This is a genomic window from Ezakiella massiliensis, assembly GCF_059862345.1.
Genome location: NZ_JCBCEO010000003.1, coordinates 119,588 through 145,206 on the forward strand (window position 1 = coordinate 119,588; position 25,619 = coordinate 145,206).

Annotated in this window: 23 protein-coding genes; 20 read left to right on the plus strand and 3 right to left on the minus strand. The window is 34.8% G+C overall.

Annotated features, from left to right (window positions below; all coding sequences use genetic code 11):
* Positions 1–102: 102 nt before the first annotated feature.
* From AC6FXG_RS05475 to AC6FXG_RS05505, 7 genes are all read left to right on the plus strand, one after another.
* On the plus strand, positions 103–474 hold the full coding sequence (locus tag AC6FXG_RS05475; protein WP_500571854.1) for a DUF3139 domain-containing protein: 372 nt from the start codon (positions 103–105) through the stop codon (positions 472–474).
* 20 nt (positions 475–494) lie between these two features.
* Entirely contained in the window at positions 495–713 is a 219-nt protein-coding gene (locus tag AC6FXG_RS05480; RefSeq protein WP_500571939.1) for a BCCT family transporter, read from the plus strand.
* 278 nt (positions 714–991) lie between these two features.
* On the plus strand, positions 992–1,369 hold the full coding sequence (locus tag AC6FXG_RS05485) for a YbaN family protein (RefSeq protein ID WP_500571855.1): 378 nt from the start codon (positions 992–994) through the stop codon (positions 1,367–1,369).
* Complete coding sequence (locus AC6FXG_RS05490; RefSeq protein WP_500571856.1) at positions 1,359–3,062, plus strand: ABC transporter ATP-binding protein/permease; 1,704 nt, start codon at positions 1,359–1,361, stop codon at positions 3,060–3,062. Before AC6FXG_RS05485 ends, AC6FXG_RS05490 begins: the two co-directional genes overlap by 11 nt.
* Positions 3,059–4,717 carry an ABC transporter ATP-binding protein gene (locus tag AC6FXG_RS05495; RefSeq protein ID WP_500571857.1) on the plus strand — a complete coding sequence of 553 codons (1,659 nt, stop codon included), beginning with the start codon at positions 3,059–3,061 and terminating at the stop codon, positions 4,715–4,717. The genes AC6FXG_RS05490 and AC6FXG_RS05495 overlap by 4 nt, the downstream gene beginning before the upstream one ends.
* Before the next feature lie 216 nt (positions 4,718–4,933).
* Positions 4,934–5,158 carry a BCCT family transporter gene (locus AC6FXG_RS05500; protein ID WP_500571858.1) on the plus strand — a complete coding sequence of 75 codons (225 nt, stop codon included), beginning with the start codon at positions 4,934–4,936 and terminating at the stop codon, positions 5,156–5,158.
* Between the two features lie 324 nt (positions 5,159–5,482).
* Complete coding sequence (locus tag AC6FXG_RS05505; protein WP_500571940.1) at positions 5,483–6,145, plus strand: nitroreductase family protein; 663 nt, start codon at positions 5,483–5,485, stop codon at positions 6,143–6,145.
* A 63-nt stretch (positions 6,146–6,208) separates the two neighbouring features.
* Here AC6FXG_RS05505 and AC6FXG_RS05510 read toward each other — a convergent pair whose 3' ends face one another.
* Complete coding sequence (locus AC6FXG_RS05510; protein WP_500571859.1) at positions 6,209–7,123, minus strand: alpha/beta fold hydrolase; 915 nt, start codon at positions 7,121–7,123, stop codon at positions 6,209–6,211.
* A gap of 665 nt (positions 7,124–7,788) precedes the next feature.
* Here AC6FXG_RS05510 and AC6FXG_RS05515 point away from each other — a divergent pair.
* From AC6FXG_RS05515 to AC6FXG_RS05555, 9 genes are all read left to right on the plus strand, one after another.
* Positions 7,789–8,778, plus strand: coding sequence for a chromosome partitioning protein ParB (locus AC6FXG_RS05515; RefSeq protein WP_500571860.1), 990 nt, complete (start codon positions 7,789–7,791; stop codon positions 8,776–8,778).
* A 2-nt stretch (positions 8,779–8,780) separates the two neighbouring features.
* On the plus strand, positions 8,781–11,441 hold the full coding sequence (locus tag AC6FXG_RS05520) for an SNF2-related protein (RefSeq protein ID WP_500571861.1): 2,661 nt from the start codon (positions 8,781–8,783) through the stop codon (positions 11,439–11,441).
* The gene (dcm, locus tag AC6FXG_RS05525) at positions 11,434–12,678 is read left to right on the plus strand and encodes a DNA (cytosine-5-)-methyltransferase (protein ID WP_500571862.1); all 1,245 of its coding nucleotides are present in this window, start codon (positions 11,434–11,436) and stop codon (positions 12,676–12,678) included. The genes AC6FXG_RS05520 and dcm overlap by 8 nt, the downstream gene beginning before the upstream one ends.
* A 169-nt stretch (positions 12,679–12,847) precedes the next feature.
* The gene (locus AC6FXG_RS05530) at positions 12,848–13,504 is read left to right on the plus strand and encodes a YdjY domain-containing protein (protein ID WP_500571863.1); all 657 of its coding nucleotides are present in this window, start codon (positions 12,848–12,850) and stop codon (positions 13,502–13,504) included.
* The gene (locus AC6FXG_RS05535; protein ID WP_500571864.1) at positions 13,488–13,871 is read left to right on the plus strand and encodes a hypothetical protein; all 384 of its coding nucleotides are present in this window, start codon (positions 13,488–13,490) and stop codon (positions 13,869–13,871) included. Before AC6FXG_RS05530 ends, AC6FXG_RS05535 begins: the two co-directional genes overlap by 17 nt.
* A gap of 66 nt (positions 13,872–13,937) precedes the next feature.
* A complete protein-coding gene (locus AC6FXG_RS05540) occupies positions 13,938–14,477 on the plus strand; it encodes an isochorismatase family protein (protein WP_500571865.1) in 540 nt (179 codons plus the stop codon).
* Between the two features lie 10 nt (positions 14,478–14,487).
* The gene (locus AC6FXG_RS05545) at positions 14,488–16,314 is read left to right on the plus strand and encodes an LTA synthase family protein (protein WP_500571866.1); all 1,827 of its coding nucleotides are present in this window, start codon (positions 14,488–14,490) and stop codon (positions 16,312–16,314) included.
* Between the two features lie 106 nt (positions 16,315–16,420).
* A complete protein-coding gene (gene msrB / locus AC6FXG_RS05550) occupies positions 16,421–17,506 on the plus strand; it encodes a peptide-methionine (R)-S-oxide reductase MsrB (RefSeq protein WP_500571867.1) in 1,086 nt (361 codons plus the stop codon).
* A gap of 628 nt (positions 17,507–18,134) precedes the next feature.
* Positions 18,135–19,589 (plus strand): DUF438 domain-containing protein, encoded by a 1,455-nt coding sequence (locus AC6FXG_RS05555; protein ID WP_500571868.1) that lies wholly within the window; start codon positions 18,135–18,137, stop codon positions 19,587–19,589.
* Positions 19,590–19,705: 116 nt separating this feature from the next.
* Here AC6FXG_RS05555 and AC6FXG_RS05560 read toward each other — a convergent pair whose 3' ends face one another.
* Positions 19,706–20,365 (minus strand): Crp/Fnr family transcriptional regulator, encoded by a 660-nt coding sequence (locus tag AC6FXG_RS05560; RefSeq protein WP_500571869.1) that lies wholly within the window; start codon positions 20,363–20,365, stop codon positions 19,706–19,708.
* Positions 20,366–20,636: 271 nt separating this feature from the next.
* On the opposite strand from AC6FXG_RS05560, the gene AC6FXG_RS05565 reads away from it, so the two are divergent.
* Positions 20,637–20,996 carry a DUF488 domain-containing protein gene (locus tag AC6FXG_RS05565; RefSeq protein WP_500571870.1) on the plus strand — a complete coding sequence of 120 codons (360 nt, stop codon included), beginning with the start codon at positions 20,637–20,639 and terminating at the stop codon, positions 20,994–20,996.
* A gap of 174 nt (positions 20,997–21,170) precedes the next feature.
* Here AC6FXG_RS05565 and AC6FXG_RS05570 read toward each other — a convergent pair whose 3' ends face one another.
* Positions 21,171–21,785: a TetR/AcrR family transcriptional regulator gene (locus AC6FXG_RS05570; RefSeq protein WP_500571871.1), complete on the minus strand. Its 615-nt coding sequence runs from the start codon at positions 21,783–21,785 to the stop codon at positions 21,171–21,173.
* Positions 21,786–21,963: 178 nt separating this feature from the next.
* Here AC6FXG_RS05570 and AC6FXG_RS05575 point away from each other — a divergent pair, with 178 nt between their 5' ends.
* The 3 genes from AC6FXG_RS05575 to AC6FXG_RS05585 all read left to right on the plus strand — a co-directional run bounded on the left by AC6FXG_RS05575 (position 21,964) and on the right by AC6FXG_RS05585 (position 25,618).
* Positions 21,964–23,355: a radical SAM/SPASM domain-containing protein gene (locus AC6FXG_RS05575; RefSeq protein ID WP_500571872.1), complete on the plus strand. Its 1,392-nt coding sequence runs from the start codon at positions 21,964–21,966 to the stop codon at positions 23,353–23,355.
* A gap of 500 nt (positions 23,356–23,855) precedes the next feature.
* On the plus strand, positions 23,856–24,818 hold the full coding sequence (locus AC6FXG_RS05580; protein ID WP_500571873.1) for an ABC transporter permease: 963 nt from the start codon (positions 23,856–23,858) through the stop codon (positions 24,816–24,818).
* Positions 24,815–25,618 (plus strand): ABC transporter permease, encoded by an 804-nt coding sequence (locus AC6FXG_RS05585; RefSeq protein WP_075574756.1) that lies wholly within the window; start codon positions 24,815–24,817, stop codon positions 25,616–25,618. The genes AC6FXG_RS05580 and AC6FXG_RS05585 overlap by 4 nt, the downstream gene beginning before the upstream one ends.
* Position 25,619 lies beyond the last annotated feature (1 nt).

Here is a 25,619-nt window from a genome sequence, read left to right on the forward strand (position 1 = left end):
ATTTTGTAGTATAATAAAATCAATGTTATAGGTATAAAATATTAGCGAAAATTACTTTATAAAAAGTGTTTTTATGTAGATTAGAATTTTAAAGGAGAAAATATGAATAAAAAGAAGTTTTTATTATTCTTAGGAATTATTGTTGGAGTTATACTTTTGTACCAGTATCCAATCCAAAGATTATTGGCGGAGAAAAAGTTTAACGAGTATATAAGGGCCCAGGGTGTGGATGAAAATAATATTGCCAGCAAAGAAGCTTTTAAGAATTGGAAGGATGGAGGCTACTTAATCAGGGTGACATATAGTGATGACCCAAATTATTTGTATTATTATAAATACAAACCATCAACTCATAATAGGAATGAATCTATTAAGGTTAATAGGATGAGATTAGAAGTAACAGACATTAAAAATTCTATGGTCTTAGATCCGCCCTATGATGGCAAGTGTAAGTATCCGCCCTTAGATGAATAAAGTTCGATAAAAACAAGCGACTGAGTAGACAAGGAAACCTAAACCCAGATGTACAAACCAAAATTATCTGGGGAATAATACAATCAGCACTTGCTTTTGCATTAATGCTGGCAGGCGGATTAAAAGTATTACAAATAGCCTCAATAACTGCTGCTTTCCCATTTGGAATAGTAATGGTATTTGCAATGGTCTCCTTCTCAAAGGCCTTAAAAGAAGATGAAGTAGTTAAAGACGCATAACTCACCTTAAAAATAAAGAAAGATTCATTCTCCCTCTTTTTTCGAATGAAAATGTGAATACTCCCTTAAATCCGAAAGAGAAATAAGGGGGCATTTATTGGCTCTTTGTCAATAGTTGTGGTACTTTATTCACGCAACTTTTAGTATAGAGCCTTCTTTTTTGTGTCTCAAAATGAATTCCCTAATTAATAACTGATATCAAAACTCTTTACAAGGAGGGATTTATATGTTAATATAAGCGTAAAACTGATAATAATTATCAATGAAGAGAGGCGCAAATGAAGTATATATTTATAGTCTTAGGCTTTTTATTTTTAGGCATAGGCATAGTGGGAATTTACATGCCACTTTTGCCGGCAACCCCCTTCTTACTTTTGGCGACAGCTTGCTTTGCAAAGGGCTCGGAAAAATTTCACAAATGGTTTACATCTACAAAGATTTACAAGAATAACATTGAGCCTATTAAAGATAACAAGGGTCTTACAATGAAGAAGAAAATAAAAATTTTGGCGATGATTACATTTTTTATTGCCATTTCATTTTATTTTGTAAAAATATCACACGCACGCATTTGTTTAATCTTAGTCTTAATTTTCCACTATATATACTTCTTTTTTAAAATTAAAACAGTGAAGGAGATAGAAAATGCTGAATAAAAATTTGTTAAAGGAACTAGGCAGAGAAAAACATTCCCTCTTAGTTTTAATTGGCCTGAAGGTTTTGGAATTATTTACAAATATCTGTTTAATATTTTCCGTGGGCAATTTTTTAAATCAAATTGTCAAAGGGGAGTACGGGGTCAGGGCTTTTTTGTTACAACTTATTGCAATTATTTTAATAAAAATTGTGATTATAAAGTTTAACTTTTTTATTTCACACAAAATTTCCAACAGAATTAAAAAATCACTGCGTCAAAGACTTTTTAGAAAGGTCTACGGTTTTAAAATGGAATACGGTGAAAAAATTTCCATATCGGAGATGATTAATCTAAGTGTTGAGGGTATTGAGCAGCTTAACATTTTTTACGGCGAGCTTCTGCCTCAACTTGTTTTCTCTCTCTTGGGACCTGTGCTTTTATTTATAATTATGTCATTTGTAAATATTAAAATCGCAGTAACAGGCCTTGTGTTTTTGCCCTTTATTCCAATTGCCATTATGATGGTGCAACAACTTGCCAAGCGTGTTGTGAAATCATATTGGAAGTCTTATGCCGACTTGGGAGAGGTCTTTATCGACTTCTTATACGGGCTTACTACGTTAAAAATTTTTAATGCCGACGGCAAGTACAACGACAAGTTAAACGACATGGCTGAGGAATTTAGAGTAAAGACTATGAAGCTTCTCATGGTTCAGCTTAACAACATAACTGTTATGGACCTTGTATCATATACGGGAAGTGCCACAATTATTTACATGTGTTTAAAATATTTTGCCGCAGGAGAGATATCCGTATTTACGGGATTTGTCTTTATCCTATTGTCACAGGAGTTTTTCAATCCCTTGAGAAGATTGGGAGCACTGTTTCACGTTGCCATGAACGGCATCTCTGCCGCTACAACTTTGTTTGAAGTGCTTGACATGGAAGATCACAAGGACGGCAGTTGCGTAATAGATGAAGGTGAAGTTGAAATCACTCTTAAAAATTTGGACTTTTCCTATGACAAGGAACCGATTTTAGAAAATATTAATTTGTCTTGTAAAGAAAACAGTATCACCTGTCTGGTAGGCAAGAGTGGCTCGGGAAAATCCACAGTTGCAAAATTAATTTGCGGCATGTTAAGAGACGACGGCTCTATCTATTACAACGGCAAAAACCACATTAAGACGGACAGCATTATCGAAAACATTTGTATGGTGGACAACAACCCCTTTATTTTCAGCAACACTTTAAGATACAATTTGGCATTTGCAAGTCCGGGAGCAAGTGACGAAGAGCTTAACGAAAAGCTTAAAGTCGTAGGCCTTTATGACTACTTTAAAAATCAAAAGGGCCTGGACACAGTAATAGAAAGTGAAGGAAGCAACTTGTCTGGCGGACAGAAGCAGAGAATATCCATTGCAAGGACTCTGCTTAGAAAGCCTAAGGTCTTAATCCTTGACGAGGCAATTTCAAATATAGACATTGAGTCGGAGGAAATTATTTTAAATATTTTGTCGAAGCTTAAAAATGATATGACAATAATTTTAATAACACACAGACTTAGAAATACGGAAATCGCCGACTATATATACTTTTTAAAGGACAAAAAAGTCATAGAAGAAGGAAGCTTTGAAGAGATGAAGGAAAAGAAAAACTTCAGCGAGCTTTACAATTCGCAAATGGACTTGGAAATGTGGGGTGTGGCATGAGAAATTTTAGAGACATAAGAGAATTACTTAAGGACCTTTTAAATCTTGTAAAGCCCCTTAGACTGCAAATGTTTTTTGCCATCTTCTTCGGACTCTCAGGTCATGTATTCGCCACATTAATCCCCGGTCTCGGCGCCTATTATTTCGGCAAAATATATATTGGAGACATAGTAAATTTAAAAAAAGTATTAATAATACTTTTGGCCCTTGCCGTACTGAGGTCCTTATTTAAATACACGGAGCAACTTTTCAACCACTATGTGGCATTTAAGACCTTGGCAATAATAAGGGACCTGGTCTTTAAAAGTTTGAGAAGACTTTGCCCGGCAAAGATGGACACGAAAAACAAAGGACAGCTCATTTCCATAATAACGGCGGATATAGAACTCCTTGAAGTATTTTACGCACACACAATCTCACCTGTGTTAATAGCCTTCTTCCACACACTGATATTTTTTGTAATATTACTTAAAATACATTGGCAATACGCCCTGGTATTACTTGTGTTTCACATAGTAATGGGAGTAGTCGTTCCTATAATTACACAAAAAATCGGGGAGAGCCTTGGTGATAATCAAAGGGAAGATCTCTCCAACCTAAACCTATCCATCTTGGAAAGTTTAAAAGGGATAAAAGAAGTAATTAACTTCTCAATGGAAAAAGAGAGAATGGAAGAGTTAAACAAACTCACCAAGGACTTAAACTCATCCTCCAAAAAACTGTCCCGCAACATGGGAAATAACTTTGCAAGCTCATCTACAATAATATTAATAGCAAATATAGTATTTATAATAATAGGAGCTAAACTATACAACCAAAACCAAGTTAACTTTTTAAACTTAATATTTCCAATAGCAATATTCATCTCCTCCTTCGGCCCCACATCGGCACTGGCATCTCTGGGCAACAACTTAGTCCTTACCTTTGCCTGCGGCAAGAGAGTAATGGGCATACTAAGAGAAGAACCGGCAGTAGAAGAAGTGGAAAATAACAACACAGTAAGCTACGAAAGATTGGAAGTAAAAGACTTGGAATTTTCCTACGACGACACAGAGCTTCTGAAAGACTTTAACATGTCTTGTAAATTAAACGAAGTAGTGGGCCTTGAAGGTAAGAGCGGCTGCGGAAAATCGACGGTCCTAAAGCTCATTATGAGATTTTTTGATCCCCAAAGAGGCAAAATATTATTAAACGGCGAAGACATAAGAGATATAGACAGCAAAAATTTACGTGACAACATATCCTATGCGGCACAGGAAAGTCATTTATTTAAAGGCACAATAAAAGAAAACCTATTGGTGGCAAATGAAAGTGCAAGTGAAACTGACTTGGTAGAAGCGGCACGTAAAGCAAACATCTATGACTTTATCATGACCTTGGACCAAGGTTTTGACACGGAGATAGTGAAGGACAAGGCTTTACTTTCCACAGGTCAGATACAAAGACTTGCCCTGGCACGAATGTTTTTAAGAAAATCCAAACTCTATATATTAGACGAACCTACAGCCAACATCGACGCTTATAACGAAGGAATAATATTAAAGTCCCTTTACGAAGAAAAAGAAGACAAGACAATAATCATTTCCTCCCACAGAAAGAGCACCCTTAGAATTTGCGACAATGTAATAAATATGCAAAGGAGTATTAATTCATAATGACTGGAATGAATCTAATAAAAATATAAATTGAGTATCTGTTATTTTTAGAAAGCAATCCGAAAAAAGAACTATAACCGATACCGCAAATATTTTGAATGCTCAAAGGTAAATGCCAAAAAATAATGGACAAAATGGTGGTGTTGGGATATCTATCTCACAATATACTAAGTTAGTGAAAACAGTGAAAATTATTTTGTAGAAAACTCCATGGCCATGATGAGTAGACAAGGAAACCTAAACCCAGACGTACAAACCAAAATTATCTGGGGCATAATCCAATCAGCACTTGCTTTTGCATTAATGCTGGCAGGCGGACTAAAAGTATTACAAACAGCATCAATAGCTGCCGCCTTCCCATTTGCAATAGTAATGGTATTTGCAATGGTCTCCTTCTCAAAGGCCTTAAAAGAGGATAAAGTAGTAATTAAAGAAGCATAATTCACCTTAAATATAAAAAAATTTATTCTCCCTCTTTTTTCGAATGAAATGTAAATGCCCCCTTAAATCCGAAGATGAAATAAGGGGGCATTTATTATATCTGTAATTGCATAATTTTTCAGCATCTGCAGTTATTAAGTATTTCTTAATAACTGTTTTTTAATCTCTTTTGACTTAACTGGAATTTTGTTTTTGAATTAAAGAATAAATATTTAATGTAAGTTTTTTGAACTATTAGGAATTTCCTAAGACTTGCTTTCTCTTGAACTATTAAGGAATCCTTAAGAGTTGATTACTTATTTTACATTTTCAAAATATATTTTCATCCCTTTGGGGTATAAGGATGGCAGGAGGGAAGTGTATATGAAAAATAATAATTTTGAAGACGTAGTATTTAACAGGCACTCGGTAAAGGAATTTAAAGACACCAAGATTGATAGAGAAGAGATGATGGAAATTTTAAGAGAGGCAACCCTGGCCCCATCATCTGTAAACTTACAACCATGGAGATTTGTAATAGTTGAATCAGACGAAGGCAAGGACAAACTCCGCCCACTGATCAAATTTAATGTAAGGCAAAACGACACATCAGCTGCCATGATTTTGATCTTTGGGGATATGAAATGCTATGAAAAGGCGGATGAAATTTACAGCATGGCCGTTGAAAAAGGTTATATGCCAGAAGATGTTAAGAAACAACTCATGGACCTCTTTGTCCCAGCCTACAAGTCATTTTCAAAACAAAAAATGAACGACGTAGTAAAGATTGACGCCAGTCTAATGGCCATGCAACTAATGCTGGTTGCCCGCGCCCACGGCTACGATACAAATGCCATAGGAGGCTTTGAAGAAGATAAACTCGCTGCGGCCTTTGACTTGGACCCAGAAAGATACGTCCCAGTCATGATCCTCGCCATAGGCGAATCCGACTACGACCACCACGAATCAGTCAGACTCGATGTCGCAGAGATTACAAAATTTGCATAAAAACATAAAAATAAAACTGGATCCGTGTGGTCCAGTTTTTTTATACATAATTTATTAATAATACTATTTCTCCAAAAATTCTAGCGCGTCTGCGTAGACAGTTTCTTTGTCTGTTTCACAGAGGATTTCGTGTTTCATATGGTTGTAGGTCTTGGAGGAGATGTTTTGGTAGCCAAGTTTTTTTAAAAAATTCAGGCTGGACTCAACTCCTTTTTGGCCCTTGGTTATAATGTCATCTTCGCCGACCATGTTATAGATTTCTAGGCCTGGATTTTGGCATTTGTACTTGGATTTTTTGCCGAGCATTTTATTTAATTCAATCAGGGCTCTTGAATAGCCGAGCCTAAATTTAAAAATTCTAAGCGGATCATTTTCTTTGTAGGAAATATTGTCCTCATTGTAGCTAATAAAATCTAAGCTCTTTGCGCCAACAACACCATCGATCAGCATGCTCTCAGACCTTTCGCCCAAGTAAAAGCAAAGAATATTTGCAAAAAACACGCCAAGCCAAGCAAATTTATTTACAGGTACAGTCCCCATGACAATCAGCTTATCTAAAAGATTATCATTGTCTCTTAAAAACAATCTGGTAATCATAGAACCCATAGAGTGGCCCAGCATACAATATTTTAAATAAGGATAGGCCTCCTGCATATAGCGAGCGATCATGATCTCATCATCCACAAGCTCTTGGCCGCGGATCATATAGCCGTTGGGATAAGCAGTCGAAATGGATTTGCCGTGGCCCCGGTGGTCGTCCATGACAACCATGTAGCCGTTTTTATTTAAAAATCTGGCGAAGTCTATGTAATTGCCAGTGTGCTCAGCCACTCCGTGAACAAGTTGCACAATGCCCTTGGGATTATCGCAAGACAAAAGCCTAACAAAAAAATCAAAACCATCAGTGTTGGTCAAATAAAACTCTTCGTAATGGTCATCTTTTTTAATAGAATACCTCTTAAAAAACTTGGACCCCATATCCAAAGACCTGTACTGGCATCCCTTGGCCCAATAATAAAACTGAGGGACAAATAAAATTAAAAAATAATTGCAAGTGCAATATACGTAAAAACCTCCTAAAAAATTAAATAAAACTAAATATATATAAACTTACCCCGAATGTGGAGACAATTATCAGGGACAAAGACGAGAGAAGTGGATAAGGAGGGAATAAAAAGGCACAATAAATCTTAAAAATGAATTACAAAAGAGAGAAATATTATTGTTTTTATGTTATAATCAAAGCAAGATTAAGTTTTGGAGTTGATTGAGTTAAAAATAACATTGTTGTTGTATTTAATAATACATATTGTCAACGAGAAATTTACAAGATTATACAAAACGATAGAAAAATCATAAGGAAGGATAGGTGTAAAGAATATGAGCTTACTCGAAAAGGCAGCTGGCAATCAGTTAAAAGAAACAGGTGAAAAGAAAAATTATCAGTACCGGGTCAACAAAACAATACTTTCACTGTTTATGCGATTCCATTAAGTCTCTTATACTATAATGATCAAAATGGACGTATAAATACGCTGTACAAAAAATACAGTTCTACACATGGACTCCTTAAACCAGAAGTAGGAGACTCGGAGTATAATAAGATTTTCGAGCAATTTATTTATGAATCTAATGTACAAGCAATGAAAGATACAAAGCAATCTATTATTGAAAAAATGCAGCAAGAACCAGGTGTAGTCCTTCCAGATGGTCGCGTTATTGATGGCAATAGAAGATTTACTGCTTTGAGAATGATTGAAAAAGAAACAGGCATATCCCAAACTTTCAATGCAGTTATTTTACCATTGAATGCAAAATTAAAATCAGATGAAAAAATAATAAAGGAGCTAGAGTTAGATCTTCAGTTAGGTCGTGAAGAAAGGGTTAGTTATGACCCAATTGATCGTATTTTTGATGTTTATAATACAATTAAAGTTGAAAAACTAATGACTATTGAAGAATATAAGAAAGCTTCTGGTGCGAAAAGTACCAAAGGGATTAATAGAGATATAAGATTGGCAGAACTCGTTATTAAATTTATAGAGATAGTATCCCCAGGTGGAAATCCGATAGACAAGTTTTATTTAGCTAGAGACTTGAAATTGGATGGTCCTATTGAGGAAATTGAAAGCACAATAACTAATTTAAAATCTAAGAATAAAGAATCTATAAAAGAAGCTGTACTAGTGCATTTAATATCTTCTAAAGTAGTTGATAATCAGAATGATTCAACTCGTGTAATGAGGGATTTAAAAAAGAATATATTACAAAATAACGATAGATTGCAATATTTTTTAGATTCTGCTGATGAAAAGGTTGATGTAGTTATGGATGCATTTGAAGACAATCCAATTACTTCATCTTATGAACTCAGGACTGTAATTGAAGAAAATAATGTAGTGAAAGAAAATGTTGAGAGTCTAATAAAATCAACAAATAGACTCATAAATAAAGGTAGAATTGAGAATGAAAGAACCAAACCTTTAATAGAATTGGAAAATATCAGAGACTCATTGCTAGATATAGATGCAGAAGACTTTTCAGAAATGACCCCAGATGAGAATATTAGTGCTAAAAGTATTATCAGTGAGATTAATGATATTTTATTTAGATTAAAAAAGGATATACAGTAATTATGGCATTCTCAAGCGAGATAAAGAATAAAATTAAACCAGAATATTCTTATCGTATTGTTGAAGAATTTTATCGCCCATTATTAAGAGAGGCAGATTTATATCAACGTGTTTCCGGTTATTTTAATACAGCTGGTCTGGACTTATATTCAGAAAGTTTAGAAGAACTAGCTAAAAATGGCGGCAATCTGGAATATATTATTTCAAAAGAAATAAGCAAGGAAGATTACGATAGGATAAAAGCAGGTTATGATTTACTTGAAAAAATTAAGCCATTAAAACTAGCAGAGAGAAATGAACGACTTACATCTAAAACACAACAGCAACTTGGGAATTTAGCTTTTATGATTGCCATGGGAAAGGCACGTATTAAGATAGCTTTAACCAAAAAGGGAATATTTCATGACAAATTTGGAATAATATCATCGGGAAATGAAAAAGTATTTTTTAATGGATCAGTTAATGAAACTAAAAGTGGTATGAATGTAAATTATGAGAGCATAAGCGTTGATACCTCCTGGGATTCAAGTAAAAATGTTCAATTAAGAATGGAGTCTAATCAAGAAAGATTTGAAAGACTATGGAATGATGAAGAAGAAGGAGTAAAAGTCGTAGAAGTTTCAGAAATAGCATACGAAGAAATCGCTAAATATCAATCACAATCAAACATACCAGAAATAAATCAAATTGATGATAAAGATAATGCATTTAATCAATATGATAATTCAATTATCTTTAAATTTATAGATGGGACTATAATTAGAATTGACAATAGTGAAGAAGAGTTATCTTTAAATGATCGCAAATTAAGACCTGGTAGTGATATTTCTATATTTTTTGATGATGATTATAAGACTATAAAAGCATCTACAACGTATAAGGATATAGAAAGAATTATTGATGTTACAAAACAAAGGGCTTCAAGGAAAGATATACCTGTCATTGTAACCGAGGCAGTTATGGAATATATTAGACAATCTAGGTATTCCATAGAAAAATATAAAATAATGGGAGATGTTTACAAAGGAGATTTAAAAGATTTTCCAATCGATAAAAAAAATTATTACGAAGAGTTTTCTGAAATTATTCAGTCAGAGGTAAGTAGACCTTTTTATGAGCTTCATTTAAGATCATCATATTTTATGTATGAAATGTCACGAGCTGCAAACTTTTCCGTTCCTGGAGCGGGAAAAACTGCTATGGTTCTTGGAGTATTTGCATATTTGAATAGGGTAGAGACAAATGAAAGTGAAAGAATTGATAGGATATTAGTAGTATCTCCTTTGAATGCTTTTGATAGCTGGAAAAGAGAGTTTAGAATGGTTTTTGGTAATAAAAAGCCACTTAAATCAATCGATTCACAAACATCATCAGATTTTGCTTATGATTTGTCTATTAATTGGGGAGTTAGTAATCTTATTTTAGTTAATTATGAATCATTGCCAAAATATCTTAAAAAAATAAATCAGAACATTGATATTAATACAATGTTAGTATTTGATGAGGTACACAGGATTAAAAATCCAGAAGGTGTTAGGGCAAAAAAGGCTCTACAACTATCAATAAAACCTAAATTTAAATATGTTTTATCGGGAACTCCAATTCCTAATAGCTATGTAGATATATATAACTTCCTTCATATACTGTATGCAAATGAGTATAATTCATATTTTGGATGGGATACTGATTTATTATCTAATCCAAACATAAGGCAAATTAAAGATATTAATACTAAGTTATATCCATTTTTTTGGAGGACAAATAAAAAAGATTTGAACGTCCCACTTGTAGATGATGATTATCTTGAAATAGTGCCTCCAAGTTCAGAACAATTGGACTTGGCAGAGTATATATATTCAGTTGAAAAATCGAGCTTGGCACGGCTTGTTAGATTGATTCAAGCATCAACAAATCCATCTCTTTTATCTAAAGAAATTAGCTACAACGATTTAATGTCATGCGATGATGATGGAGAGATATATACGATATCAAAGAATAAATTTGAAGACTTGTTAAATGAAAACGGACAAGAAAGTACAAAAAATTTATATGCTGATATTGATATCGATAACATAGAATCGCCTAAATTTAATAGAGGGATTGAGTTAGTCCAAAAACTTGTTTCTGAAGGGAAAAAAGTTTTAGTTTGGGGAGTTTTTGTTGACACTCTTTACAAAATAACGCAATCTTTGGAATCTAAAGGGATAAAAGTGAATTTAGTATACGGTGGAACTGATAAATCTAAGAGGAGTGCGTTGATTGATGAATTTAGAGATGGAGATGTTCAAGTTTTGGTAACTAATCCACAGACTTTGGGCGAATCGGTTTCCTTGCACCAAACAGTGCATGATGCTGTTTACTTTGAATATAATTTCAATTTAACATTCATGTTGCAATCGAGAGATAGAATTCATCGTTTAGGACTTACCCAAGACCAGCACACTAGATATTATTATTTACAAACGGCATCTGAAGATTTTGATAGTTTTCGTCCTGGCTTTATTGATGAGAAGATATATCATCGATTAAAAGAAAAAGAGAAAATTATGTATGGTGCTATTGATGATAAAACATTATCTATAGAGTACAGTGAAGATGAAATACTTGAGGCAATAAAAATTATTGATGAAGAAAGGGAAAGAATAAATAGAAAACATGAGTGAACAAAAAATAAAAGTTGTTGATTTGTTTGCAGGTGTAGGAGGATTTCATCTTGGGTTGACGAGGGCGAGTGAACAATATGAAGTAGTTTGGGCAAACCAGTTTGAACCTTCTAGAAAGAATCAATTTGCTTACAATATCTATAAAAATAACTTTCCTGAAACACCAATTAGTAATGAAGATATAAATAATGTTGATAAAGACATGATTCCAGACATGGACCTTTTGGTTGCAGGATTCCCTTGTCAAGATTATTCTGTTGCGACTGCCGGAGCTAAAGGAATTGTAGGGAAAAAAGGTGTTCTTTGGTGGCAAATTCGAGAAGTAATACTAAGTAAGAAGCCGAGGTATTTACTTTTTGAAAATGTAGATAGACTCCTAGCTTCACCAGGGGTAAAAACCAAACAACCTGGTCGTGACTTTGGTATAATATTGAGAACATTATCAGATTTAGGCTATGGTGTTTCTTGGAAAATGATTAATGCTGCGGATTATGGCTATCCACAACGCAGAAGGAGAACATATATATTCGGATTTAGAAAAGACAGTGATTTCTATAATCGTGTCTCAAACATAAAAGAAGAAGAACGTGAGATTAGTAATTTCATAACTAACATGGCTCCATTTTCAAATACTATGTTGAATGAATCTATACTTGATGTTTATAAAGTTGACTTAAATTTAATTGAATCTTTAAACGAGTTTTCAACCGATTTTCGTGTAAAAAAAGGATTTAGAAAAACAGGATTTATGATAGATGGCGAGGCCTTTATGGCAGATTACATTCCAAAACATAGATCAGAGTTCACACTTGGAGAATTGATAATACCTAATATAGAAAATGAACAACTTTATTTAACAGATGAAAAAATTCAAAAATTTATGGAACTAAAAAAGGGATTTCAGACAGTAAAAACTTCTCGTACAGGACATAAATATAAATATGGAATGGGTGGAATGGAATTTCCAGACTCTTTGTCTAAACCAGCTAGAACTATAGTTACATCTGAATCTAGTGTATCAAGAATGAGTCATGTGGTAAGGGATCCTGGGAATAATCGCCTAAGAGTTCTTTCACCTGTAGAAGCTGAGAGGATTAACACTTTCCCTGATGGATGGACTGAATTAGAAGGAGTAGTTAATTCGAATAGATTTTTTACAATGGGGAACGCATTAGTGGTAGATTTAATAAAAGAAATTGGAGTGCAAATGCTAGATATAATAAATAATGATATTTAATGTTTCGATTCAGCAAATAAAAATGGGGCCCCGGCCTTATTTTTTGTTATAAAATTAATCTATAGCTTTTCTTTCCTTATGAAACTTTTCTATAATGCCTCTAAAGTATCGTTTTTTATTTGAATTTGTTATCCCAAAATGCTAAAATAAATTTGTTTAAGGAGGTATTATGAATAAGAAATTTATAATCATCGTTGCCCTTATAATGGCTTTTGCCTTTGTAGGTTGCAACAAGAAGACAGAAGTTAAAGACGACGTTGAATTATTTGGTCTTTCAAAGACCAACAATATGGTTGTTGACAAGGAAGCAAAAACTATTAAGATTTTTGCTTTAGCAAATGGTAAGTATTTGACAGAAAGCACCAGACACGGTGTTGTTTCAGATGGCGGCAAATTCGCTGACAAGGCTGTATTTAGATCATTTGTTAAACCAGCTGATTTCCACCAAGCTTTGCTTGATATCGGAGCTGTTGCTGGTAACAATATGAACAAGGACAATGCTGAAACTACTCTTACAGAAGGTTCAGATTTGAAATTGACCTTTACATGGAAGGACCAAGAATCTGGTAAAGATATTAACGATGTTATCAAGGATTCAAATGGAAATCCAATTCAAATTAGATTCTCAGGTAACCTTGACAACGCTAACGAAAAGAAAACAGGTTGCATTACATGCCTAGACTCATGTTTAGTTGGTATTACAAGTAATGCTCCATATCCATACGGCTCAGTTGAAAAGGCTAAGACAGTTGAATTCAACGGCAATATGGATAACTTCCCACTAGATGGTGAACCTGTAGTTATAACTTATGAAATTGTTGAATAATTTATCAAATTTATATTTAAAACTAACGACAGGCCTCTTAGCAGGCCTGTTGCTTTCTGCTATTGGTAGTTTAAGCACTTGGCTGGACATGAGGATCCATGCATATTTAACTGTGGCGATAACCGCACTTGTGGTTTGTGCTGTCCTTGTGTTTTTTAATAATAAAACTGTTAAAATATTTTTTATATCAGAGGCATTAGCTATAATGTTTGCCTTGATTGCAGGCAAGTTTGTTCGTTACATTTATGACATGCGGGAAGTTTTGGGCAGAGATGTTTCGATAAAAACCACAGGCATTGTCTTGGCGATTTTACTAATAGCAGCGAACATAATAGGAATAATTAGATGGAGAAAGGGCGTCGAATGATGCCTTTTTTTATTTGCTCTTGAAGGATGGATAAATTTGTTGTATGATTGTGAAAAGGAGGTTTTTATGTTTCATTTAAATGCAGAGGATTCTTTATTTTTATTTGTAGATTTTCAAGAGCGTTTGATGCCGGCTATGGCAGAAAGTGACCTGGTGGTTGCGAATTCCATCAAGGCTATGGATTTTTGCAAGCTTATGGACATAGATTATTTATTTACTACTCAGTACAAGAGGGGGCTGGGTGATCTCATTGATGGCTTCAAGGCTTATTCAGATGAGGCAATGGATAAGACTGAATTTTCTTGTTATGCAAATGCTGATATTAAAAATGCAATTAATGGGAAAAACAAGAAAAATATTATTATCTTGGGTCAAGAGACTCATGTTTGCGTTTTTCAAACTGCTCGCGATTTGCTTGAGGCAGGCTACAATGTATTTTTGATGGAGGACGCCATTACTTCTAGAGTTTTATTCAATAAGGAAAGCGGGCTTAGGACTTTGAGATATATGGGGGCAAATATGGTTAATCTGGAGCTGGTTATCTTTGATATTCTCCATGATTCCAAAAACCCGGCCTTTAAAGAGGCTCAAGCTTTGATTAAATAGGAGATTTAGAGTGGATGATTTTTTAAAGAAGATTTTTAACAAGCGGAGGGTCTATGATATTTTGCTCATAGCTCTTTTGTCTTTTGTTTTAACTTTGGCGAGTTTTTTATTTATAGACCAGGTTGTGGATTTTTCAATTCCTTTTAAGTTATTGAAATCTCCAATTATTTTGCTGATGAATTTTATTCCTATTTTTATTTTGATGGTTCTTATGTATTTTGTCTTTGCCAGTGTAGGCGGGGCCTTTCTTTCGGTTGGGGCCATAATTTTTATTATGGGTATTGCCAACCAAAATAAACTTTTTTATAGGGATGACAATTTACGGATTACCGATATTGTTTTAGTGAGAGAAGCTTTTGGCATGTTAAATACAGGTCTTAAGGTTAAATTTCACAAGCTCTATGTGGTCTTTCCGATTTTTATAAGTGGCCTGGGGCTTTTGCTTTTAAAAGTAGATAAGTTTAGATTGGACAAAAAATCTAGGTGGATTGGAATTATTGTGACTTTGGCCATAGGATTTTTGTCTTTAAATACTTTTATGACCAAGTGGGATACCTACTGGAATAATTCCATGGGACTTTATCACCCGTATATTGAGGTGGAGAGAGCCAAGGACCGGGGTATGGTCTATACTTTCTTTTATCATTACAGGGATTTTTTCTATGAGAAGCCCGATGGCTATGACGAAAAAGAAGTCGAGAAAAAATTGGCGGCTTACAAGGAGTCATTGCCTGGGAAAGAGGACCAAGTGGATATATTTTTAATCTTGGGAGAATCCTTTGCTGATTTGGAAGAAAAGGGCGCCAAGGTTGACCCGAGTGTTTACGAATCTTTTAGGAAAATTCAAAATCAGTCCATAAGTGGGCTTATACAAAATTACACTTACGGAGGCGGGACCATAGAGGCCGAGAGATATATGTACCAGGGGGCAAATAGTTTTCCACCTTATATTAAAAATATTAACACCTTTGTTTGGTTTTTGAAATCACAGGGCTATGCGACCAAGTCTATGCATCCCTTTACAGGAGCTTTTTATAACAGGTTAAATACTAATGGGTTTTTGGGTTTTGATGAATTTCTTTGTTCGGAAAATTATTTTGACCAATTTTTTATAAACAAGGATGGGGATTATTTTCCAGATAAATTATTATTCCCCTTAGTTTTGGAAGATTATTTAAATAGGGATAAGGAGAAGAGATATTTTAATTCTATTATCACTATGCAAAACCACACTCCTTATAGTTCTGAGGATAAAAAGCTTGGCGAGTTTTTGGACCGGGCAAGTTTTACAGGGACGGACGAGGAATACAATATGGCAAATAATTATCTCTACGGGGTCAAGGACACAGCTGACCAGCTTTTGAATTTTATAGAAAATTTAAATGATGAAGATTCTCCGGTCTTGGTGGTTTTTTATGGAGACCATTTGGCCAGGCTTGGCGAGGACGGGTCCGTTTATGAAAAAATGGGCGTGGATATTGGTTTTGATTCGGCTGAGGGCTGGCTCAGACATTATACAACGCCTTATATCATTTGGGCCAATTCAGCTGCCAGAGAAAAATTGGGCAAGGATTTTGTAGGGAAGAATCCAACTATGAGCAATTATTATTTGTTTGCTTATGCCTTAAATGAACTCGGTTTCAAGACGCCTTTTATTCAATATGTGAATGAAAGAAGGCAAGATTATCCAATCGACGCCTCTTCATATATGAGTGAAAATGGCGAGTTCACTTCAGATCCCAGTCAAAAAGCTTTGGATGACAAGGCCTTAAATAAGATGATCCAATATTATATGCTCAGCAATTTTTCTTATGAGGATTTGATGGGAGTTAAATAAATTTTTTAAATGGGGCTAGGGCCTCATTTTTATTTGCAAATATATTTTTTCTTTTTATTAAGTGATCTTATTTTGAGGGTATAAATCAGTAAAGGAGCTTTATACTATGAAAAATAAATTTATTTTATTAATTTTAGCCCTGGCGATTTTATTTGTTTCTTGCACGGGAAATCCGACAGAAAGACAAGAAAAAATTGCTGGTACAAAAACAGAATCAAAAGGTACAAAAGAGGATATAAATCCTGATGACTTGTCTACAATTTATTTTGCTGGCGGATGTTTCTGGGGCCTTGAGGCTTATATGGAAAAGCTGTACGGTGTTTACGATGCTGTGAGCGGCTATGCAAACGGCAAGACTGTAGATCCAACTTACAAGGAAGTGTCTACTGGAGAAACTGGCCACGCCGAAACCGTAAAGGTTTCCTACGATCCAAACAAAATTTCTTTGGATAAACTTATCCGCTATCTCTTGATGGTAATTGATCCGACGTCTGTTGATAAACAGGGTAATGACATCGGCAGCCAATATAGGACTGGTATTTATTATCTAGATGAAAATGACAGGCAGGTTATTGAGGACAGGCTCAAGAAAGAACAAGACAAATATGACAAAAAGATTGTAGTCGAGGTCGAAAAATTGGATAATTTTTATGAAGCTGAGGACTACCACCAAGATTATCTGGATAAAAATCCTGGCGGCTACTGCCACATAGACTTGTCAAAGGCCGACCAAGTTTTAATTGACGAAGACGATTACAAAAAGCCATCAGATGATCAAATAAAAAATACCTTGACCGATGAAGAGTTCAAGGTCACCCAAGAAAGTGCAACTGAGCCGGCTTTTAATAATGAGTTTTGGGATAATTACCAAAAGGGAATTTATGTCGACATTGTAACGGGCGAGCCACTTTTTTCATCCGTGGATAAGTTTGATTCGGGTTGCGGCTGGCCATCATTTTCAAAGCCAATTTCAGAAGATGTTTTAAAATATAATACTGATACTTCTTTCAATATGACAAGGACAGAAGTAAAAAGCAGGTCGGGTGAGTCACACTTGGGCCACGTTTTCAAAGACGGTCCCAAGGACAAGGGCGGCCTCCGTTATTGCATCAACAGTGCCTCTCTTAGATTTATTCCCTATGAGGATATGGACAAGGAAGGCTATGGATATTTAAAACACTTAGTTGAATAAAAAAAGTTGTGGCTAATTTAATTAAGAAATATAAGGGAGCTAGCTTTTTATTTTTATGTATTTATAGTTTTTATTAGGTTTGATAAAGAAAGTCGTCCAATTTTGGAGCTTTTAAAAGCGTATAATAAGCATAATATATTATAATCAAAGTTTAATTAGCTGTTTAAGCAGGATATAATTAGCTGTATAAGCAGGATATAATTATCTGGAATTTAGAGTATATTTCTAATCCTAGGAAAAATTTCTATCTATGTTGTTATAACAACATAGATTATTGCTGATTGGGTGTATAATTAAATAGAAAACTGAATTTGAAACTGAAATTAAAAATCAGCTTGAAGTAGTTTTGAAATTTTCACCAGAGATTTTATGATGCGTTATGTTTGCAGGCATAATTTGATTTATACAAAATCAAAAATGACTTTTAAAAATATAATACAAAGTAGAGCGTGTTTTTATATAAATTCTTATGATTAATTATTTGTGCAAACATAATTTAAATAATGTATGAAATGCAACAGAGTCTGTTTTTATATCAGACAGCTATTATTTATTATTGATGGGGAGAAAAAATTTAGAAAAATATAGATTAAAAAAATAAAAAAATAAAATTTTTAAGGAGGTAAAGATGAAGTATATTGATTTAAATAAGAGTGTTTATGATCTTGTCGGAGAATATCCAGAGCTGATAGATATTATGAGTGAGCTGGGTTTTACTGAGATTAAAAAGCCTGCCATGTTAAAATCTGTGGGCAGGTTCATGACCATACCTAAGGGGGCCAAGGCCAAGGGGATTGATATGATTGATATTATCCTCGCTTTAAAAAATAATGGCTTTATCTTTGATGGGTTAAGTGCTGATGAAGGTCCTGGAGTTAAGCCTAGTCAACAATTAGGAATACAAGCAGACGAAGCAAATAAAGACGATGAGGCTGCAAGGAGAAAAGAGCTAATAAAATCTTATCTTTTAAGGCTGGAAGATGAGAGTCAATTGGAGGATGTGAGGGCAGACTTTGTGAAAAACTTTGAATCTGTAGATGCAGCTGAGATTATGGCCGCAGAAGAAGAACTTATCAAAGAGGGAATGCCCGTAAATAAGATTAAAAAACTTTGCGATATACACTCTTCGCTCTTCCATGGAATGAGTGCTGAGGAGATTCATGGGGCAGGTGCTAATGGTATTAGCCTAGAAGATAAAAGGGCCAATAAAAAAGAATTTGCGGCCTTTTATAAAACTATTGTTGGCCACCCTATTTCTACTTTTTCAAAAGAAAACGAATGTGCGGCCAAGGTCATTGAAGATTTTCTGGCTGATCCTAGGCCAGAAGTCTTGGCGGACTTATCCGATTTATCTATCCATTATGCCAAGAAGGGCGATTTGATTTATCCGCTTTTAAATGTTAAGTATGGGATGTTTGGTCCATCAAATGTTATGTGGACGGTGGATGATGAAATTAGGGATGGCCTTAGAGAGCTTAGAAAATCCTATGATGAGGCCAAAGCTATAGAGGTGGTAAATAGGGCTAAGGAAATGATTTATAAGGAAGAAAATATTTTATTCCCACTTTGTGCAGCTAATTTTACTGATGAAGATTGGAATGGAATTTATTTTGATTCCAAGGATTATGACATGGCCTTTGGCATTGATGACACTTGGGAGGGAGCTGTTAAGTCTGAACAAGGAGATATTGATTTTGAAGCCGAAGTCAAGATGCCAGGTGGAGTCTTGAAGGTAAAAGAGTTAATCGCTCTTTTAAATACCCTGCCACTTGAAATAACATTTGTCGATGCAAATGATATAAATAAATTCTTTAACGAAGTTCCTAAAGTATTTAAGCGGCCGGCAATGGCTTTGGGTAGGGATGTTTTCTCCTGCCATCCGCCAAAAATTGAGCCAATGGTGCGTGCAATTATTGACGACTTCAAATCGGGTGCTCGTGACAAGGTTGAGGTCTATATGAATAAAAAAGAAGGAGACTTCCTGGTAACTTACCTGGCCCTTAGGGACAGAGAGGGAACTTATTTGGGCACTATGGAGTTAGTGCAAAATATGGATGGAATCAAAAAACACCTGGGCCTTTAGCTATACAGGCTAAAGATCTTGTAAAAGTGAGAAAATAATTTTAAAATAAAAATCCCCTTTATGCACTGGGTCTTAAGTCCATTTTTAGATTTAAGGGTCAGTACAAAGGGGATTTTTTATATTTTTTTTAATTCAAAAGAATTTTTATAAAAGTCCAAGAGGCCGTCTGCTCTCATTTTGCTGAGTTCATTTGATAGGGCAGATCGGTCTAAATTTAAATAGTCTGCCAGTTCTTGTCGATTGAAGGGTATGGAAAAGTGGTTGCTATTATTTATTGTCGCTTGCTCTGATAAGTAGGAGCTGACTCGGTCTCTAATCGACTTTGAACTGGTGTGAATCATCCGACTGGAGAAGAGTAAATTTTTTCTGGCGGCAATTCTTATTAAATTTAAGATAAGCTCATTGTGGTAAGGACAAGAATTTTGGCAAGTTGTTACAAGGGCTGAGAAATCGAAGAAAATAACTTCTGTATTTTTTGCAGCAATTACATCACAAAGGAGTTCTTTGCCAGGGAGGGCTGCATAATTTTCTCCGAAGATTTCTCCGGCTTTGACGTGGCCAAAGATTTGTCCATGTCCCCAGTAGGAAACCACAGAAATATTTACACCGCCTTTTATAACCATTCCAATCTTGTTGGTGGTCTGGCCTGTGTGGAGGATAATTTCATTTTTCTGGTAGGTCTTTTCCTCTGGACTTAGGCAGGGGAGGACTTTTTTTATATCATCTTCACTTAGTCCTTTAAATAAATTTGTCTCAGATAAAAATTTATAATCCATTTTTCTCCTTTCGTTGTTATGACAACATACTTTATAATTTAGTTTTATTATAATACATATAGGCTAAGATTTAAAGGAATTTTGTTTTTGATAAAATATTTTGGCAAATAATCTGGGTATTATAATTTTTAACAAGAAAGTTTTTAAAGTTTAGAATATTTAAGAAATTGTTAATAGGAAAGCATTAAAATTATAAAATTAGCAATTTAACTAATACAATAATAAATCATTTTAAATAAGTTAGGACCTATATAGATTAGGAGATGATAATATGGCTGGAAAATTACTAATGATAAGGGCCTATGACATAGACGATACCTGCCAAGGCAGGAGAATTTTGGTCGACAGGCTCTGGCCCAGGGGAATTAAAAAAGAAAGTTTAGAGCCCTTTGAATGGGCAAAAGAAATAACGCCTTCTACACAAATCAGAAAATTTTTTGCTCACAAGGCAGAAAACTTTGAAAAATTTTCCGAACTTTATATGGAAGAGCTAGAGGGAAATCCTGAAGCGGCAAAATTTAAAATCCATGTAAAAGATCTCTTAAAGGAAGATGATGTGATATTGATTTATGCAGCCAAGGATCCACAAATCAATCATGTCCAGGTTTTGAAAAAATTTTTGCAAGAGTAATTTAATAGGAATCATAAATTACTAATAACTTATTAGTTGCTTTGATAAAAAATGGGGCTCTGGCCTCATTTTTTTATGTAATATATTTTTTAATTAATATGTATTTAAATCAATTAAGAATATTTAAAAAAGCTATCCCCGTGTGCTCGCATCAGAACACTGGGTGATAGCTTTTTATTTTTCTGCCTTAATGGAATTTTTAACCATAAGTTTGATTGTTTCAAATAAATATGGTTTGTATTCTTCGATTGTAACTGGAACTCCATCTAAGATTACATTGTAGCAGGTGGAATTTACCAGTTCAAATATGGTGAAGAGGAGGAGGCGGATGTCTTTGAGGACAACGTTTTCCTTCTTTTCAATTAAATTTATGATTTGGCTAAGGGGGTTTACATTATTTTGATCTAAGTAATGTGAAGATATGAAGCCCCAACTTAGGTATTTTGAAATAAATTTCAAGAGGGCGGGGTCTTCGATAAATATTTCAATTATATAATCGACAATATACAAAATTCTTTCGGAATAATCGAGCTTGAGTTGGCTTGATTCTATATGGGTGTCTAGGCTTTCGACGGCACGGGTTAAAATCCAAGCGGATTTTTCGGCTATCAGAGCTTCCTTGATATCCTGTTTGCTTTTAAAATATAAATAAAAAGTTCCCTTGCCAACTGAAGCTGTGTCGGTTATTTTTTGTATGGTCGTATTTTCAATTCCAATGGTCGTAAACAAGTCATAGCTTGCTTTTAAAAGCTCTTGTCTCTTGTCAATTCTTTCGATTTTGTTTTTCATTTTTTACCTCTATTAATATTTTAACATTAATTTAATAAAAATCAACAGGAAAAAGTTGACCAATGGTCAGAAATGTGATATTATATAAACAAAGATAGATATATATCTCTACAGCCATCTATAAATACATTTACATAAATTATAGATTGACTAGTAAATTATTATAAGGGAGGATTTTATGAACTTAAAAGATGCAGCAGAAAAAAAGGCAGTAGAAACTTTTGTAAATCATGAATTAAAGAAATTAGAAAAGGAACCAGTAGAAACTTTTAAAAATCTAATGGGCTATGCAAAAAAATTAAAAGTATTTGAAGACGAAACTTTTGACAAGGCAATCAGGGTTGCCGACGATCCAAACAACGGTTGGACCAAATACGGAATCGACATTGCACAAAATATCGACAGAAATATTCTCTACAAGACCATTATGAACTTTGGTTATGAGGCTTCACTTTACGGATCAAAGGTCAGAGAAAAACACAGACAAGAACTGGGCACTAATTTGCCTTGGACAATTTTATTTGACCCGACCAGTGCTTGCAATCTTCACTGCATTGGTTGCTGGGCAGCCGAATATGGTAACAAGCTCAACTTGACCTTTGAAGAAATGGATAGCATTGTTACACAAGGTAAGGAACTGGGAATTTATTTTTATCTGGTAACAGGCGGTGAACCTTTGGTAAGAAAGGCAGATATGCTCAAGCTTGCCGAAAAGCACAACGATTGCTGCTTCCACATTTTCACCAACGGTACTTTGATTGACAGGGAATTTTGCAAGGAAGTAAAGAGACTTGGCAACATGAACTTTGCAGTCAGCCTTGAAGGTTACGAAGATGAAAATGACTTCAGACGCGGCGAAGGCGTTTACAAAAAAGTTATCGATGCCATGAAGATTATGAAAGAGGAAGGATTATTGTTTGGAAATGCTGTTTGCTACACCAGCAAAAACATTGATACAGTTACAAGCGATGAATTTTTGAAACTACTTATCGACAATGGATCAAAACTCATTTGGTACTTCCACTATATGCCAGTTGGTAAGGACGCAGTTGTCGAACTTATGCCAAATCCTGAACAAAGAAAATACATGGTCGAAAGAATTGACCAATTGAGGAGCAAGGATGCAGATCCTGCAATTGTGGCTTTTGACTTCCAAAACGATGGCAGACTCATCAACGGATGTATAGCAGGCGGCAAGGATTACATGCATATTAACGCAAACGGCGACGTTGAACCATGTGTATTTATCCACTATTCAAGTGCAAATATCAGAGACGTTTCCATCAAGGACGCTTTGGCCCAACCACTCTTTATGGCCTACAAGGAAAATCAACCATTTAATGAAAACCACTTTAGACCATGCCCAATGCTAGAAAATCCTGATCTCTTACGCAAGATGGTCAAGGAAACCGGGGCCAAGTCAACAGACTTGATTGAATCCGAAGACGTTGAACACCTATGCGGCAAGTGTGATATGTATGCAGAACACTGGAAGGATACAGCTGACGAACTCTGGGCTAAGGAAAAGGCCAAGAAAGAAGGTAAGGAAAAAGTAACAGCAGGTAAGTAAATTTATTTGTATTATTGCCTCCTAGTTAAAAGATAGCAAAATATTGCTGGCAAAAATAAAATACACGAGTCGAAAAATTTCTATTAATATATAACTCCATGAAGACAATAAAAAGAGTTGTGGCAAAGGAGTGTACTGCCCCCTTAAATCCGGACACGGAAATAAGGGAGCAGTACATAAAGGCCACAACTTTTTTGTTGGGTTTTTAAAATATTTTTTCAAATGTGAGAATGAAAACTTTATATTATAAAGGGAGTTTAATTTAAAAATGCTATGTAAGTAAAGGCTAGTGAAGCTTTTCGAAGAGTTTATTAAGAAATAATTTATCTGGTTAAAATCTAGTTACAATACAATGAAATAATAGAAATTTCGCCACATTTTTAATTTTATATGTTATAATTGTTATTGAGTTAATTTATAGGGCCTATAAGAACTCACATGAATTAATGCGTATGTGCACTGTCGTGGGATTAAGGGCCACTTACTTATGAGGAGTTGTAATGGGAAAGTATGTTTTTAAAAAAGTATTATTGGGCTTGATGACAATTTTCTTTTCTTTTGTGATGACTTTTTTCTTGATCAGGTTGGCACCTGGCACACCTATGATGGTCATTGCTAACAAAGAAAATCCAAATCCTGAGCAAATTGAATACTTAAAAGAAAAATATAACTTGGACAAACCAGTTGCTGTTCAATTTACTACTTATGTAAAAAATGCTGCAAAGGGTGATTTTGGTTTTTCATACAAGAGCAACCTACCTGTTTTTGAGGTTATAAAGAGGAGAATTGGGCCTACTCTATTACTTACTTTGATGGCAACTTTTATTTCCATTGGCCTGGGGATTCTTTTTGGAATAATTGCCAGCCGGAACTTAAATGGTTTCGTAGATAAATTGTTTAATCATATTTCTTATTTTTTTGACGCTATACCGAGCTTCTGGCTGGGTTTAATACTTATATATGTTTTTGCGGGCAGACTGAGGTGGTTTCCGACATCAGGACTTTATAATTTACGTGAATCTTACACTGGTTTTAAAAAGTTTTTGGACCTCATGCATCACATGGCTTTGCCGATTTTGACAATCGTTTTGATTCAAACACCTATTTTTTATAGAATTGTGCGCTCATCAATCGCAAATGTTATGAATCAAAATTTTATAAAGACCTTTAGGGCTGTTGGCCTTAGTGAAAGAGAAATTTTTAACAAATATATTCTGAAAAATGCTTTGATCCCACTGGTTACAGTTGTGGGTATGAGTTTTGCCTTTGCAATTAGCGGGGCGGCCCTGGTAGAAATTGTCTTTGGCTGGCCGGGCATGGGTAGGCTTATAATCGAATCAATTAACTCCAGGGAATACATGGTTTTAAATGCAGTATACTTGGTAATTTCTGTTTCAATTGTATTTTTCTCAATATTGACTGATATTGTTTATGGTATTTTAGATCCGAGGATTAGAGTATGAGAGAAGTTTTTGAAAAAACCGAATTTAAAATTGGATTAACACTTTTGATTTTATTAATAATATTCTCAATCGTTGGTCCTCATCTAACTTCTTATGCACCGACAGACCTTACAGACAATTTGCTCACGCCGCCATCCAAGGACCACATCTTTGGCACGGACGACTTGGGCAGGGATGTTTTTGCCAGCGTTTCAAACGGGATTAAGACTTCCCTTATTGTGGGAATTTTGGCAGCTTTTATTTCTAATACCATCGGTGTTTTTATTGGCGCCATGATTGGCTACTATGGTGGAACCTTGGACAAGGTTGTTATGGAAATTATAAACGTTATGCTTATGGTTCCTACATTTTTTCTAATTATAATTATTGCCTCTATCTATGGTTCGTCTTTTACAAATATTATTTTGGTAATCGCACTAACTGGATGGATGGGGACAGCTCGTGTTATGCGTGGGGCTACAATGAGCCTTAAGGAAAGAAATTTTGTAAAGGCAGCCCAAGTTATTGGAGAGAGTGACGCCTATATTATTACAAATCATATTTTGCCTCACGGTATAAATTCAATTATTGCAGACGCGACTCTGTCGATTTCTTCAGCCATATTATATGAGGCCAGTCTTTCATTTTTGGGGCTGGGAGATATCACAAGAGTTTCTCTGGGCAAGATTATCTACAACGGGAAAAACTTTTTGATTTCCGGCTGGTGGATATCGCTTTTTGCAGGTTTGTTTTTAATTCTAATTGTCTACGCCTTCCACATGATTGCGGAAGCTATTAACAAGACCATGATGGAGGTATAAG